The sequence below is a fragment of the Spirosoma soli genome (genome assembly GCF_042684525.1).
Lineage (GTDB): Bacteria > Bacteroidota > Bacteroidia > Cytophagales > Spirosomataceae > Spirosoma > Spirosoma soli.
Genome location: NZ_JBHULN010000008.1, coordinates 254841 through 270402, shown reverse-complemented (window position 1 = coordinate 270402; position 15562 = coordinate 254841). Strand labels below are relative to the sequence as shown.

Annotated in this window: 10 protein-coding genes and 1 pseudogene; 3 read left to right on the top strand and 8 right to left on the bottom strand. The window is 51.8% G+C overall.

Annotation, left to right across the window (positions count from 1 at the left end; all coding sequences use genetic code 11):
• Positions 1-33: 33 nt before the first annotated feature.
• The 7 genes and pseudogenes from ACFSUS_RS15195 to ACFSUS_RS15170 all read right to left on the bottom strand — a co-directional run bounded on the left by ACFSUS_RS15195 (position 34) and on the right by ACFSUS_RS15170 (position 8018).
• Positions 34-684, bottom strand: coding sequence for a cation transporter (locus ACFSUS_RS15195; RefSeq protein WP_381523966.1), 651 nt, complete (start codon positions 682-684; stop codon positions 34-36).
• A 23-nt stretch (positions 685-707) separates the two neighbouring features.
• Positions 708-2882 (bottom strand): TonB-dependent receptor, encoded by a 2175-nt coding sequence (locus ACFSUS_RS15190; protein ID WP_381523964.1) that lies wholly within the window; start codon positions 2880-2882, stop codon positions 708-710.
• A gap of 78 nt (positions 2883-2960) precedes the next feature.
• A complete protein-coding gene (locus tag ACFSUS_RS15185) occupies positions 2961-3284 on the bottom strand; it encodes a hypothetical protein (RefSeq protein ID WP_381523962.1) in 324 nt (107 codons plus the stop codon).
• Between the two features lie 161 nt (positions 3285-3445).
• Positions 3446-3628 (bottom strand): annotated as a pseudogene (locus ACFSUS_RS29170) (IS701 family transposase); the annotation flags it as partial.
• A 604-nt stretch (positions 3629-4232) separates the two neighbouring features.
• Positions 4233-4709 carry a hypothetical protein gene (locus ACFSUS_RS15180; protein WP_381523960.1) on the bottom strand — a complete coding sequence of 159 codons (477 nt, stop codon included), beginning with the start codon at positions 4707-4709 and terminating at the stop codon, positions 4233-4235.
• A 57-nt stretch (positions 4710-4766) separates the two neighbouring features.
• Complete coding sequence (locus ACFSUS_RS15175) at positions 4767-6692, bottom strand: PAS domain-containing sensor histidine kinase (protein ID WP_381523958.1); 1926 nt, start codon at positions 6690-6692, stop codon at positions 4767-4769.
• 129 nt (positions 6693-6821) lie between these two features.
• On the bottom strand, positions 6822-8018 hold the full coding sequence (locus ACFSUS_RS15170; RefSeq protein ID WP_381523956.1) for a hypothetical protein: 1197 nt from the start codon (positions 8016-8018) through the stop codon (positions 6822-6824).
• Between the two features lie 159 nt (positions 8019-8177).
• Between ACFSUS_RS15170 and corA the strand changes: the two genes are divergently transcribed.
• Positions 8178-9260, top strand: a complete 1083-nt coding sequence (gene corA / locus ACFSUS_RS15165; protein ID WP_381523953.1) for a magnesium/cobalt transporter CorA — start codon at positions 8178-8180, stop codon at positions 9258-9260.
• A 57-nt stretch (positions 9261-9317) separates the two neighbouring features.
• The gene (locus ACFSUS_RS15160; protein ID WP_381523951.1) at positions 9318-11846 is read left to right on the top strand and encodes a bifunctional UDP-N-acetylmuramoyl-tripeptide:D-alanyl-D-alanine ligase/alanine racemase; all 2529 of its coding nucleotides are present in this window, start codon (positions 9318-9320) and stop codon (positions 11844-11846) included.
• Positions 11847-11904: 58 nt separating this feature from the next.
• On the opposite strand, the gene ACFSUS_RS15155 is transcribed toward ACFSUS_RS15160, so the two are convergent.
• Positions 11905-12783 (bottom strand): AraC family transcriptional regulator, encoded by an 879-nt coding sequence (locus ACFSUS_RS15155; protein ID WP_381523949.1) that lies wholly within the window; start codon positions 12781-12783, stop codon positions 11905-11907.
• 235 nt (positions 12784-13018) lie between these two features.
• Here ACFSUS_RS15155 and ACFSUS_RS15150 point away from each other — a divergent pair, with 235 nt between their 5' ends.
• Entirely contained in the window at positions 13019-15541 is a 2523-nt protein-coding gene (locus ACFSUS_RS15150; protein ID WP_381523947.1) for a sigma 54-interacting transcriptional regulator, read from the top strand.
• Positions 15542-15562: the final 21 nt, after the last annotated feature.

Below are 15562 nucleotides of genomic sequence, written 5' to 3'. Positions count from 1 at the left end.
ATTGTTGTGTCTGCTCCGTCCTAGGTCATTTGATTAATGACAACGGTCGCAGCATTCCGCTCCGTTTGCCTTCTCGAAGCTTTCCTGCCCTTCTTTGAGCGAGAACCAGGCCAGGCCCAGCATGCCAGCCGCGTCGATGTAAGGGATACGGAACCAGACATACAGCAGGCTGGACACCAGCAGCACTACCGACATATAAACACAAACCATCGTACACTGCCCATCGGCGATGATAGGTGCTGATTGCAGTCGTTTACCCGTCCGGATCTTCCAGGCCGCCAGACCCCGCATGATGCCGATTGAGATCAAGGAGATCACTACGCCAGCCGTGGTTGTTTCCGGCTGCCTTCCCTGCCAGAGGCTGAGAGCCGCTCCCACCATTAAGAGGATAACCAGCGCGTAGAAGCAAACCCCCGTGGTGCGTAAAGCTAACTGCTCAAAACGCCCTCGATCACGGCCTTTGTGGCGCTGCAACCGGACGATCATCGCCAGTATGCCCAACCCCGATATCACTTCAATGAAGCTGTCGGCCCCAAAACCGGCCAGCGTCAGCGCAGCGTCACTTACGCCAAAGTAGAGCGAGATCAGCCCCTCACCGATGTTGTACAGCACGGTGAATAAGGCCAGCCCCCGGGCAATGCGCCACAGGGCTCCTTTTGTATGAGTAATTGTTGTTGTGTGCATTGGCTACCGGGCTAATAAGCCGCTTATAAAAATAATTTAAGACCCCCATTGATGATCCGCCCTTCAGTGGGTGCCCAGATCTCCCGGACAAACTGTGGTTGCAACCGGGGCCCAGTGACCATCGGCTGAAAGCGCGACAGGCGTACATCGGTGAAGTTTTCAAAGTTAATGAACAGACTGAACCGTTTCCACCGGCGTTCGGCCATCAAGCCCATCGTCCAGTAAGGCCTCGTGAGCGTTCCGGTTTCTAACTCCTGGCGTCCCGTATAATAGGCTTCAAAGCCTACCCGCAGCTTGCCTTCCAGCTCGTACATGAGTACGGCCCCAACCCGGTGGCGAGGGGTTAAGGCAATGGGTCGATTGAGGCCTTCGTAATGACGTTTAGTGTCGGTGAAGGTGTAGAAGCTGTAGAGCCGCACGTCGCCGTAGCGCAGCGTCAGGTTGGTCTCAAAACCCCGGCTATCGGTATGGCCGTTGGCATTGCGGTAGCGAAAGCCCACCAGCCCATCCTGGACTAGCACCAAGGGCTGCCCAATCCGGGTGTAGAAGAAGAGGTGGTTCACCGACAGGCTCCAGTCTTCGGCCAGTTGAGTCCGGTAGTTCACGTCCCAGCTAAGGCCCTGCGAAGTTTCGGCCCGAGTTGTGCGGGGGGCGATCGGTTGCACCCGCTGGTAGAGCAGCTGCTCGGCCTCTTCGGTGAAGATCGTAGGGGCTCGGTAGCCCAATCCACCTCCCAGGCGGGAGGAGAGCTTGTCGCCGGCTTTGAAGAGCACCGAGAAGCGGGGCAACACAAACGTACCGTATGTGGGCTGACGGTCCAGCCGAAGCCCCGTTTCCATCGTCCATCGCTCGGCGGGCTTGTAGACGTTCTGCACGAAGGCCCCCACGGTGTTGAGCGTGTAGTTGCGGACGAACCCGCCGGGCTGCGGGTTCTGCTCACGAAAGGTGTCGGTCCACAGGTTTAGCCCACCGACCCATTCCAGCTTCTGGCCGTAGCGGTTGAGTCCTAACTCGGTGAAGGAGGCCCGTTGCTTGCCCATAAATTGATAGCCGGGTGTAATCAGGGTTCTATCAAAGAAGCTTAGGCTGTTCTTTACATACAGCGTTAGGGGCTCCTGTAGGCGATGTCGTACGTTGAGTTGGGTGGTGTAGCGGTCCGAGGTATTGCGTTCGGTGTAACCAGTGGCTCCATCGCGGATTACTGCCAGATCTCCGCCGGTGCGATCTTCAATACTGACGTTCAGGCCAACGTCGGCCGTCGTGCGCTCGGACAGATACCAGAACAGGCGCGGGTTGACGGTGATCCGATGCGACTGTGGAATGTCGGTAAAGTCATCCCGGTTGGGGTCGTAGCCTCGTTGGGTGTTCCGCGACAGGTACAACGTATACCCTAGGTTGTCGCCCCGGCCGCTGAAAAAGCCGTTCAGATCCAGTCCGCCCCCGGAGGTACCATTCAACAGCAAGAGGTTTTCCCGCTCGGAACCTGGCTCTTTGGTCACCAGGTTAACGATGCCGGCGATGGCTCCTCCGCCGTAAAGAGTCGATTGACTGCCCTTGATGATCTCGACCTGTTTCAGATCCAGGGGTGGAATCTGCAAGAGGCTCAGCCCCGAAGCAAAGCCGCTGTAAAGGGGTAACCCGTTCTGCAGCAGTTGGGTGTAGCGCCCATCAAGGCCTTGGATACGAAAGGTCTGGTTGGCCGAGGTAGCGGAGGTTTGTTGCACCTGGATACCGGGTGTTTCTCGTAGAACCATAGTGATGTTAGCCGCGTTCATGTTGGTCTTTTCTTCTAACTCTTCGGCGGCAATAACCTCCACCCGCGTGGGTTCATCATCAATGGTCCGCGTACTGCGGGTCGAGGTGACGACTATTTCATCGAGTTCTTCACCTTCCGAGGGTACAAGTCGCACTACCACCAGCGAGTCTACCGACAGGGGGAGCGTCAGGCTATCGGTTTGCGACTGATATCCCACAAACGAACAGGTAAGGACGTAGCGGCCGGGTGTGGGCACGGTGAGCCGTAATCGACCAGCCGTGTCAGCTGCCGCTCCTGCCGGGCCGGGCGTCAGCCGGGCCGTCGCTCCGATGAGGGGCTTACCGGTCTGGGCATCCTGAATCAACACCGGCAGGCTACCCTGCGCCCGGCTTATGGTCACTGTCGCTAGTGTCAGCCACAGTGACATCATCAATAACTTCATACGATCAATGTCATTAGGTTAGTCAATAACTATCCGGCCTGTTCTGTAAAAAAAACAGGTGCAAACACGGGAAAGGGACTAACTTAAGCGGGGCGGTTGCCAGATACGGTCAGGCACGTATAGGGCGTGCGGAGCCTGATAGCAAGGCAGCAGGGCCACTGTAATGAGCTGATCGGGCGGGATTACGGCCGAGAAAGGATGTGACCGGGGTATGGTGAAGCCGGAACAGGTGGCGCACAGGCAAAAGGGCGAGCACCACTCTTGATCGGCGCAATCATCCGAAACCGGTCCTGGCGACTGGTCAGCGGCTGGTGTTGGCTCCTCACCGAGGCATAAGGCTTCACAAGGTAGTGCTGACAGCACGACCACATAAAGAGCCAGAATGAGTTGTACCAGTCTCATGACCCAAAGATACGGTGTCGATTAATGCAACCGGTAGGCATCTTGGTCAATGAACTTCTTGACTATACTGGGGGCGAGTAAAACACTGTGTACTTTTGAGTATTCTTCTTGTCCCGTGTTGGCTGAGTCAGATGCTGGCAACCAACGAGGCCGCCCGCGCGGTGATTAGCCTGAATACGCGGGGTGCACGTGAGGATTTTCTCCAGTGATGCATGCTGTTTGAGCGATTTATGATACTCCTCGATACCACATTGCTTTGGGTGAGTCGTCAGAAGTTATTGGTAAGTCATTGGCATATTGGTAGTGAGCAGGAGCAGTTCTTTCACGGGTCTTATCTTGAGCGGTAAAGATGCCGCTAATTGACTAATAGCGTCTTAATGTCATAACTCTTCTACTGACGCAGCCTTGTGCCGGGCAAAGTGTATCAATGCTCGTTAAGGTGATGGTTTTACCATCAACTATGCCTTTATATAGGCTTGTGTAAGTACGAATGTCAGTACGGATACCTCCATCCGGACAATACGCAGTACCATTTTGGAGTATAGTCAGCGTATCACCGTCCAAACTACCCGACAATTGGGTAGGCGAAGTACTAAATCCCTTAAACACTGCCCCAACATTTGTCCTTGAAACATTAAATCTGGCTTCCACCTCGATACTTCCTCCGCTTGCGCCCGGGAAATTGCATCTGCCAATCTCATTGGTTCGGATGCTACCAGCCCAGATGCCATCGAGAGGACCTCGGGGCATAAGCTGAATGTGGTTGGATTGACCACACCCTGCTGCAATACCAGCTAATAGTGCTGCCCGTATAAGTTGGTTCAGTTTCATGAAGTTGAACGCGTTGTGGAATCTGCATTGGGTTACCAGAAAAAAGCAGTATGAGCAGGTTTAACTTCCTGTTGAAGAGAAGGGCAACGGCAAGGGGTCCGAATGATCCCCAAACTGTTACTCAACTGCTTTTAAAACACAGGGGACAGCTTGGTCTGCTGCTAACGTATAATTAACGAAAAGAGCCATCTTCTGAAACCGATTATAATATCGGCTATTGCCTGTCACCGGCACGAAGCCATCATAGACAGCATCATGAGTCAGGTGCCCGAGCGTGGATGCCCCTTCGTCCCAGGCAATTTCATTAACCAGCCCATCGCTTTTCCGGATTCGGACAAGAATTTGAGCGTTGTCATTCTCCTTTTTATACGCGTAAATCGTGCTTTCTTCTCGTTCTTTGCTAGTCGCTGACTTAAACCGCTTCAGGCTAAGTATGCTTTCTACGGTTGATTTATGCTTCAAAAGCAACCCTTTCAGCTCATAGTAATCAAGCAATTGCCGGGATTCCACCGATTGAGCTTTTGAAGAATAATGCGTTAATAACAGGCTTGAGCAAGCCGTCAAAAGCAGGCGTTTGATGAGTATGAATCTCATATTAGTAGTTGTCACATAAGGTCGATTCAAGACAAATACGTGCTCATCTAGTCAGGGCTACACCGTAGGTAAATACACGACAAAGGTAGCTCCCTGGCCGGGTGCGCTGTGGGCCCTGATTTGGCCGTCGTGGTTTTCAACAACCCGTTTACAGATGGCCAGTCCGATGCCTGTACCCTGGTATTGGCTACGGCTGTGTAAGCGCTCAAACAACTGAAAGATACGGTCCTGAAACTCCTGATCGAAACCAATGCCGTTATCCTCGACGGCAAGGGCCACGTACGGTTTTTGCTTTGTCTGTAAGGCAGGCGTGAGTTCATCGGGTTGGGCGGGTCGGGACGTGATTTTAATGTGCGGTGTTTCGCCCGGGCGCACAAACTTGATGGCGTTGACCAGCAGGTTCTGAAACAACTGGCGCAGCTGGCGTTGATCGCCCGGTACAGTAGGCAGCTCATCAACGTCAATGACCGTGTGAGATTCCTGAATGGAAAAGTCGAGATCGGTCAGAACATCATTAACCACCTCCGATAGGGCGACTGGAACAAACAACTCCCGGTTAGACGTAACGCGTGAGTAAGCCAGGAGGTCCCGGATCAGCGTTTGCATCCGGGCGGCAGCGGCTTGCATTCGGTGCATCATATCCTGGCCAGAATCGCCCACCAGCGGCCCGTATCGACTAAGCAATACATCCGAGAATGACTGTACTTTACGCAGGGGCTCCTGTAAATCATGAGAAGCTACGTAGGCAAACTGCTGAAGGTTTTCGTTGGCCGAGTTCAACTCAGCAACCTTTGATTCTAGCTGTTGCTGTAGCTGCTTCAGCAACGTAATATCAACAAAGTTAATGACGATGCCATCGGCCTGGGGACCTACCAGAATATCGAACCAGCCCTTGACACCATCAGCATAGTAAGGGACCTCGAAACGGTCGGGCTGCCCGGTTTCTACTACTGCCCGGTAATGGTCAAAAAGCCCGCCTTCTTTATAATACGGAAACAGTTGCTCTACCGACGTGCCCACCATTTTTTCAATGGGTTGGCTTGTTAAGTGGCTCAGAGCCTGATTAACCTGGCTAAACACAAAATCGGTGATGGTACCGGACTCGTCATAAACGGGCTTCATCAGGGCAATGGACGCGGGGGAAGCGGCTAACACATCTTCGAGCAATTGGGCTTGCTGCTGAAGCTGCAGTTGCGCTCGTTTCACATCCGTAAAATCCGAAAAGGTAATGAGCACTTCCCCATCCAGGGGCGTTGCCTGAATATCGACCCAGGCATTGATACCATCGGCGTCGTAGTGAAATTCAAACCGCTCTGTCACACCCTCGTCGGCCACCCGACGATAACGCTCAAACAACCCAATCTCCTTATATGAAGTGAAATATTGACTGGCTAACGAACCCACTAAGGCCTGGGGCGTTTGGCCTACGTAATTGGCCTGAGCCTGATTGACCAGTGTAATAACGAAATCAGTGATGCGTCCCTGTTCGCGGATGGGGCGTATTATAACAATGGCCATATGGGCCTGATCAATGACGGCCTGCAGGCGAACGTCTTTACGCTTCTGTTCGGTTATGTCGGTAAACGAAAGCACAAAACCGGCCATCATGGGAACGGCATTGATCAAAAACCAACCGTCGTACCCGTCAGCCTGGTAATGAAACTCAAAGTGCTGAGCTTGTCCCGTTTCAACAACTTGCGCGTAGTGATCAAAGAGCCCAATTTCTTTTACAGAAGGGAAAAAACGGGTCATACGCTCACCAAGCACTTGCTCAGCTGGTAAGCTAACGAGATCATAAACTGCCTGATTGCCTAACCGGTAAATGAAATCTACGATACGACGCGGGTAGCCCGGAGGTTCATCCCAAACGGCTTCGCAATACGTGATGAGGTTCGGCGAAGCGTCGATCATACCTTGCAGTAAATCAACTACTTGCTGAGCCTCCGTATTCGTTTCCGAAAAAAGACGAAGCGCGTTGTCCATAACGTTATGTACCGAATGATTACAAACCTGGGCTGCTTACTGATAGACCGCTGCCCACTAGTTCTTTAGACGAATATCATACTAAAACCGATTTAATTTCTGTGTAAACGGTCGAATGCCTTGTTATTATTAGTCACTGGTATACTTATGGCGAATGCGCCGGACCACATCATCGGCTAGTTCGTCGCGCATGCTCGCGTAAAGGCGCCAGCGTGAGGGCGGAAACAGGTCCGCTGATTTTAAACTGCTGCCATTCAGTGCCCGGTCATCACCACTGAATTTTTGCCATTCGGTCTGCCAACTGCGGCTTTCCCAAACGCTGTCTTCCCAAAGCGTTTTCCCGGTTTGCGTATCTATGGCCCGCATCCGTAAGGTAAGCCCGGCCGTAATCTCCCGCCGGTACGTTGTCAGGGTTCCTTTTACTTTTTCTTTAATGTCTACCTTGGTCGAGTCGTTAATCTTTTTCTCGCCGACTTTGTATTCCTGGGTGCTGTAGACGGTCGTGCTCGACGATGACGTACTCTCGTTGTAAGGTGAATAATCGGTTACCTGCATTTGAACAGCCTGGTGAATAGGCCAGCCGTCGCCCGCGTTTTCGTTGGGTGGATACAGCCGCACAAAGGTCGACGGGGCTTCGTTGTAATTAATCTGGCGGAGAATCAGATCCTGTAATTCCTGATTGTCACCGGGGCTGATTTCAGTAGTAGGGCTGAGGGGCTCGACAACTACCCGCAGTAGGGCAAAATCAAAGGCATCCTGGGCTTTGGCGAGGGCTTGCTGATAGCCCGGTACCCAATCGTTGGCTTTTCGGTAGCTTACATACGCGTCTTTGGCCGCTAACCGGTTTTCTTCCCGATACGCAAATGCCTGTTCGGCGGCTTCATACCGATCGGCTGCGGCCAGCTGGCGCGTGTCTTGCCTGCGGTCGTCGTAGGATGTTGGGTAAGCCGCCAGCCAGTCGGCGCAGGTAGTGCAATGCTTAATAAACCCAAGTCGGGCATTATCCGTTAAGGTTTGTAGCTTTTCATACTCGCTATGCACAATCTCCCAACGGAATGCATCGGTGTTCGTGGGCGACGACAGCTGCCTTATTCTGGCCTGGTGCTGTTCGTAGGCCCGCTCAAAGGCCTGTTTCAGCACGAGTGGGGCCAGTACGTGGCCGCGTTTGGATAGGCCGGGGCGTTGCTGGAGCCGGTGCGATGCTTTTTTTACGGCCAGATCAAAATGACCGTGTTTCAAGGCGGTTTGTCCACTGCTACAGGCAGCAAGTAGAGCAGCCGTTGCGGCAACGGCCGTAACAACGAAGAGTAGGAGAGGGCGGTGCATAGTGGTATGAACTAAATATACGATTTTCGGAATATTCGACAACGTAGGAAGTAGTTGGTTTATCTTTGACCCCAAAATGTTAGTTACCGTTTGTGGGCGAACGCGTAGAATTATCGGGCGCCTACCGCAAACTAGTTATTACGAAGCTGAGACTTATTTATGGCCAGACGCCGACGCTACCGATCGGCCGAGAAGACCCTCGGCACGTCGCCCGGTACGCTTACCTACGTAGGGGCGGAAATTGAACACGCCACCAAGATCAAACGCATTGAATATAACGAAGCGGAGTATCGCGTCGATGATTCCAGCAGGCTCAGTGCCTGTCGGTTGCCCAATACCGAAACGCCTTTTGTGAATTGGCTTGATGTCGACGGCATTCATGAACCGAAGGTTGTGGCCGCGCTTGGTCAGCAGTACCACTTGCACCCGCTGCTGCTCGAAGACGTCATGAATACTGAGCAAAAGCCTAAAATTGATTTATACGACGACACCGTCGTTTTCGTGACGCTCAAAAATTTACACCATAGTGCGCATCGTCAGGAGATCGAATCAGAACACGTTAGTCTGGTTTTAGGTAAAAATTACCTGATTTCATTTCAGGAAGAGCGTACAAAAGACATCTTCGATCCTGTTATTGAACGAATCAGGGCGTCGTCGGGCAAAACCCGGCGCAACGGGGCTGACTACCTGCTGTATGCGCTTATGGATCTCATGGTAGATAATTATTTGCTGATTACGGAACGGATCGGCGAAAAAATGGACGAGCTGGAGGATGTTATTGTGCAGGAGAAGGCAAATCAGCAAACCCTGGCAACGCTCTACACCCTAAAGCGCGAGCTAGCGTTCATTCGTCGGACAGTACTGCCGCTACGTGATATTATTGGCGTCTTGATCCGCGGAGAATCGGACTTGATTCAGCCCGCTACTATGCCGTTTCTGCGGGACCTGGCCGACCATGTTAACCAGGCCGTTGAAACACTGGATGCCTATCGCGAGGTTATCTCTGGCTTAATGGAGGTCTATTACTCAATTGTAAATAACCGAATGAACTCGGTGATGAAAACGTTGACGATTGTGTCGGCCATTTTCATTCCACTGACCTTTATCGCCGGTATTTATGGGATGAACTTCGAAAACATGCCGGAATTACGTACACAAAGCGGTTATTTCTGGATACTGGGCATCATGCTGATCATTGCTGTCGGCGAAATTATCTATTTCAAACGACGGGGCTGGATGTAGCTGGCTAACGGCTTACGTATGCACTAGCTACTTTTTACAGATTTAAACAGACACACATTGCTCGACACGCAATCAATTATAAATCGTGAATGGCTCACCGACTCGCGGCAGGTAACAGGCCGGGTGGATGATGTCGTTTTTTTTGCCATCCAGGGCGAACACCACGACGGACATAACTTCATCGGCGATCTCTATCAAAAAGGCGTTCGTCAGTTTGTCGTCGAACGGTCGGCGCTAACACCGGCTCGTCGGACCGAGCTGATGAACTACCCTGAAGCGCAATTTATTGAGGTAGACAGTAGCCTGCAAACGCTGCAGAGCCTGGCGAGCCAACATCGTCGGTTGTTTCGTATTCCAGTCGTTGGCATCACCGGCAGTAACGGAAAAACCATCGTGAAAGAGTGGCTGGCGCAGCTGCTGGCCGACGACTTTGTGATCGTTAAGAGTCCCAAGAGCTATAACTCTCAGTTAGGCGTGCCGTTGTCAGTACACCCCCTCAACGACAGTCATACGTTGGGTATTTTTGAAGCCGGTATTTCTCAATCACATGAGATGCAGGCGCTGGAGTCGGTGATCTTACCAACCATTGGCCTCTTCACAAACATCGGGACGGCCCACGACGAAGGGTTCAAGAGCCGCAAGCAGAAAATAGCGGAGAAGCTGCGGCTGTTCATTCATGCCCAGACGCTGGTGTACTGCAAAGACTACACCGAGATTGACGACGAAGTGAACATGCTGCTGAAGGCCGTTAATCCTGACATGCAACTCATTACCTGGTCGATGCAGGGCAAAGACGCTACGTACCAGGCGCAACTAACCCAGAACTGGCTAACGCTGACCGGGCCGTCGGGGCATGTGAAACTGCGGTTGCCTTTTACGGACCCGGCCTCGGTCGAGAACCTGATCCATTGCGTGGTTGTGATGCGGTGCCTGAAGTTTTTTAGCCAGTATGCACTACAGGCTCGGATCAACCGCCTGCGCCCCGTATCGATGCGGCTTGAACAGAAAGAAGGTATTAACAACTGCGTGCTGATCGACGATTCATACAACAACGACGTAGCGGGTCTGTTGCTGGCGCTCCGCTTCCTGAATCAGCAAAGTACGCGATCCCGGCGGGTGGTTATCCTGTCGGACGTATTACAATCGGGGCAGGCCGAGGATGAACTTTACGAACAGGTGGCCTCTTTAATGCAGGCGGCCCATGTTGAACAATTCATTGGTATTGGTCCTCTGGTGAGCCGAAATGCTCGATTTTTTGCCCCGAACAGCACGTTTTATGAAACAACCGACCAGTTTCTGACTCAATTTGCGTTCAGCGATCTGCGCGATAGTGCGGTGCTGGTCAAAGGAGCAAGACCGTTTTCGTTTGAGCGGATCGTTAACCGGTTGCAACGGAAAGTACACGGCACCGTCCTCGAAATTAATCTCGACGCCCTGACGCACAACCTCAACTATTACCGCGAAAAGGTTGGCCGGAGCGACGGTGATGCGGCACACCGACCCTCTACAACCAAAATTATGGTTATGGTGAAGGCGTTTGCCTACGGCAGTGGGAGTGGAGAGGTCGCCCAATTGCTTCAGTTTCATCGGGTCGATTACCTGGCGGTTGCTTATGCCGACGAAGGCGTGTCGCTCCGGCAGAACGGCGTCGACCTGCCAATCATGGTTATGAATCCAGCTCCCGAAACCTTCGCAACGTTGCTGGAATATAACCTGGAACCCGAGATCTACTCCATACGGCTATTGCGTGAATGGGGAGAGTGGGTCGAGGGTGTAGGGCGTGGGGCAGAGGGCGTGGAGCAGGGAGAAGAAGCCCCCCGCCCCGCGCCCTCTGCCCCACGCCCCCTGCACCTCAAAATTGATACGGGTATGCACCGGCTGGGCTTTCTGGAGCATGAGTTGCCTGATGTAATTGAGTACCTAAAAGCTCGCCCTGCTTTGTGCGTAGCTACCGTATTTAGCCACCTGGTTGGTGCTGATGAGTCGCAGTTTAATTCATTTTCAGAGCAGCAGTACGATACATTCTTACGTTGCACCACTGCGCTCGAAGCGGGTTTAGGCTATCGCCCAACGCGTCACTTGCTCAATTCGGCTGGTATCGTGCGGTTCCCGGATTATAAGCTCGACATGGTTCGGTTAGGCATTGGCCTGTACGGAGTCGAATCGAGTCAGCTTGATACATCGGCCGTTCGCCCGGTTGGTACGCTCCGTTCGGTGATCAGCCAGATCAAAACGGTGCCGGCCGGAGAGTCGGTGGGCTACAGCCGCCGGGGCGTACTTGATCATGATGCCCGGATTGCAACCCTGGCCATTGGGTATGCGGATGGATATGATCGGCGGTTTGGAAATGGCGTCGGCCAGGTCTGGGTTAACGGAACACGCTGCCCAACGGTGGGTAACGTGTGCATGGACATGACCATGATCGACGTAACAAACGCGTCGGCCTACGAAGGGGATGAGGTAATCATTTTTGGGCCGGAGATACCCATTACGGAGTTGGCCCACCAGATTGGGACGATTCCCTACGAAATCCTGACGGGGGTTAGTGAGCGCGTTAAACGGGTATTTTTTAAGGAAGAAAACTGATTGAGTAAGCGCTGTTGAACGTAATGACCTGAATAAATAATACCACTCGTTGTTCACGTTATTTTAGCGAACACGTCCTTACTTGCTCGTATAAACCACGGCGATAGTCGGTGGGAGTGTGCTGATAATGTCGTTTAAACAACTTGTTCAGGTGGCATACATCGGCGAAACCAAATTCATCAGCGATCTGTGAAATGGTCATCGTACTTAAGCTCAGTCGTGTCTCAACCAGCTTGAGTTTGTAGCGGATAATGTATTGTTGAATAGATTCGCCCATGTGTTGCTTGAAGAGCGCTCCAAGATGACTCGGTGAATAATTGAAGACATCCGCCATTTTTTCCATCCGTAGTTCTTCGGGCTCGGTAATATGGCGGCACACATACGCAGCAACACGTTGGGTGAAAGCCGATGGCGCTGGGCGCACCGTAGCTGGCTCAAGCGACTGCTGTGCGAGTTTCCGATCCAGCAGCGTAAGTATGGCCTTCATCAGCGATTCGACAACCGGGTTAGAAAAGAGGGGGCAGGGGCTGTGTCGTTCCGCCCATATAATTTCTACCAGTGCTTGTAAATTACGTTGCTCTGTCCCGCTTCTTACCAGGTTGCTCACTGACAGATGAGTAGCCGGGGTACTACGTTCCTCAAGATGAACCCACGACTTGGTTCCGGATGGCATCAGACTGGCGACGTAAAGGGCCGTGAAAGAAAGGCTATACATACTCGTTTGGGTAGCGATACTGAACGTGTGATTATCTGACGGCCTAAGGAAAAACGCATCGCCCGATTGATAAGCCACGCTGTTCCCATTAACAACATGCTGCCCGCTGCCCGCTTCGATGAGAATAAGCTCAAAGTGATTGTGTGTATGAACTGGCAAAGTCCATTTGTCTGTGTCCAATTGTTGAATAAGCAGGGGCTCGTATTGAATAAAGCGTTTCATGATCAGGAGAGGATAAAGTACTTAACGAGATGATTACCAACTCCATTACCAATGAAATGCCAACACACTATCCAAGGCTTTACTGTTGTATAAGATATCTGTAAATCAATAAGTTAAAATTGAATATTGTAAATAATTTCCGTCCAAAATAGTAGAGACTCCAACATATTGGAGAAATGGACTGGAGTTAGGATAACATCGTACCTTTACGACTCACGTCTCTTACTCTGTCGTTATGGTTTTGTCTGATGAATTCGTTCATTTACCGGCCTTACTCATTGTGGAGGATGAGTTTTTGATCGCTAACGACCTCCAGCGTATCCTGACAAAGGCTGGTTATCAAGTTATTGGACTGGCAGGGTCGGTAGATGAAGCTAAAACAATGGTCGCGGATCAAACGCCCGACATCGTGTTGCTGGATATATTTCTAACCGGCGACCAGACCGGCATTGACCTCGCTTACTGGCTAAATGACCAATCAATTCCCTTCGTCTACCTATCGGCCAACTTGACCGATGGTTTATTGGAAGCTGCCAAGGTAACGCAGCCGTTCGGGTTTCTGACCAAGCCGTTTCGGGAGAAAGATGTGCTTACTACGCTGGAAATTGCCCGTTATCGTCATGCCCATAGCGAAGAAGCCAAACTCCGTCGGCAGCAGACCATCCAGATTGGGGTCAACAATGCCATCGTCAGTATTCAGGACCGCGAGCAACTGTGCCTGGCAATTGCTGAACAGATTCATCAGCTTGTTTCTTTTTCCTATTTGAACATCCGCATCGGCCTGCCCGACGAGTCTTCTTTTTACTGGCTGATGCTGGAAAAAACCGCCACCAACACCTTCGAACGAGTTAATCTGTCGGCCCTGTTGCGAACAGAAACGGATGAGCATATCCTTGAACGGTTGGATCGGGAAGCTCCCGACCGATTAAGCGAGAAAGTAGGCGTGTTCACGGAAGATGCGTTTAACCAACTGTGCGATACCTACGTAACGGCCCGTTCGTGTCGGGATAATTTTGGTGTCCGCTCGCTGATGTTGTTCCCCATTCATTTGAAACGAAACTCGCTGACAACAATTATTTTGTCGAGTCCGCTGGCAGACGGGTTTACCCAGAAAGAGTATGAGGCTGTCAGCCTGATCACCCCCCAGATTGCGCTGGCACTGGATAACCTGCTGGCGTATGAAGAGATTGATGCCCGTCGACAGACTAAAGCCATTGAACTGGCGATTGTTAACGCTTTTCGCAACGGTAGTGATACAGACGCTATTTTATCGCAGGTGGCCGGCGCCATCAATCAATTATTGCCGGTGGATCTGGTTGCTCTTTACCAGATTGGTCGTCAGTTAGGAGCCGTTACTATGGATAGTATCGTGCGTAAAGACAACGGTTTTTTCGTGCCCTTAACCGAACAGGACATTGTTCAACACTATAACGTCAATCCGGCAGACTGGCAGACAGCACTGGCCGGTATGAAAACCTGCCTGGTTAAACCAACGCTTCACGTGGGAAGCCAATTCACAAAAAAGCTCACTGAAGATGTAGCTGGTGCCTTATATCAGAAGAAGCTGGGCCTGCAATCGGCTATGTATGTGCCCATTTTTGTCAAAAACCAGCCAATGGCGTCGCTCATACTAGCCAGTAAAGCTCCCTACGCGTTTACTTACAAAGACCTCAGTACGTTGCAGGACATTAGCGTTCAGATGGCGCTGGCGTTAGAAAACCTCCTGGCTTTTGAGCAAATTAAAACGTTAAGCGAGCAACTTCAGCAGGAAAAAACGTACCTGACCGAAGAAATAAACACAAACCATAATTTTGAGGAAATTATTGGAACCAGTCCGGCGCTGGAAACCGTCTTTACTAACATTAGTCAGGTAGCGCCAACCGATTATACAGTGTTGATTACGGGTGAAACCGGAACGGGTAAAGAACTTGTAGCCCGGGCGATTCACAACCGATCGGCGCGTAACGGCCGGGCAATCGTTAAAATAAACTGTGCCGCTCTACCCGCTCAACTGATTGAGTCCGAACTCTTTGGCCATGAGAAGGGCAGCTTCACAGGGGCAACCGAAAAACGGATCGGTAAATTTGAACTGGCTAACGGCGGCACGCTATTTCTGGACGAGATTGGGGAGTTGCCCCTTGAATTACAGCCCAAACTGCTGCGGGCCATTCAGGAGAAAGAGATTGAACGAATTGGTGGAAAAGGGCCCATCCTGATCGATGTTCGAATTATTGCGGCCACTAACCGAAATTTGCAACAGGAGGTCGCCAACGGTCGGTTTCGTTCCGATTTATACTACCGGCTGAACGTATTTCCCATCGTGGTACCACCCCTTCGGGAGCGTCGTGAGGATATTCAGCCGTTGGCCCAGTACTTCCTCAAACGGATCAGTAAAAAGCTCGGCAAACCGCTGACAAGCATAGCCAATACGTCGCTTCACCAATTGCTGAACTACGATTGGCCCGGCAATATCCGCGAACTGGAGCATGTGCTTGAACGAGCAGCTATTCTGTCGAAAAGCGCTACACTGGCATTAGCCGAGCCGCTACAAGCGAGTTCAGTTGCTCCCGTATCACTTATAGCCGGCCAAGCTCCGGGTACTATACAGCCCATTGAAGAGACCATGCGGGCCGCGATTCTGGCGGCTTTGGCGAAGTCAGGTAACCGTATTCGGGGAAGTGGGGGCGCAGCTGAACTGCTTAACCTGAAACCGACTACGCTGGAAGCCCGGATGAAGAAACTGAACATCAGTACGTAGTGAAAAGACCCGGCACTCTGA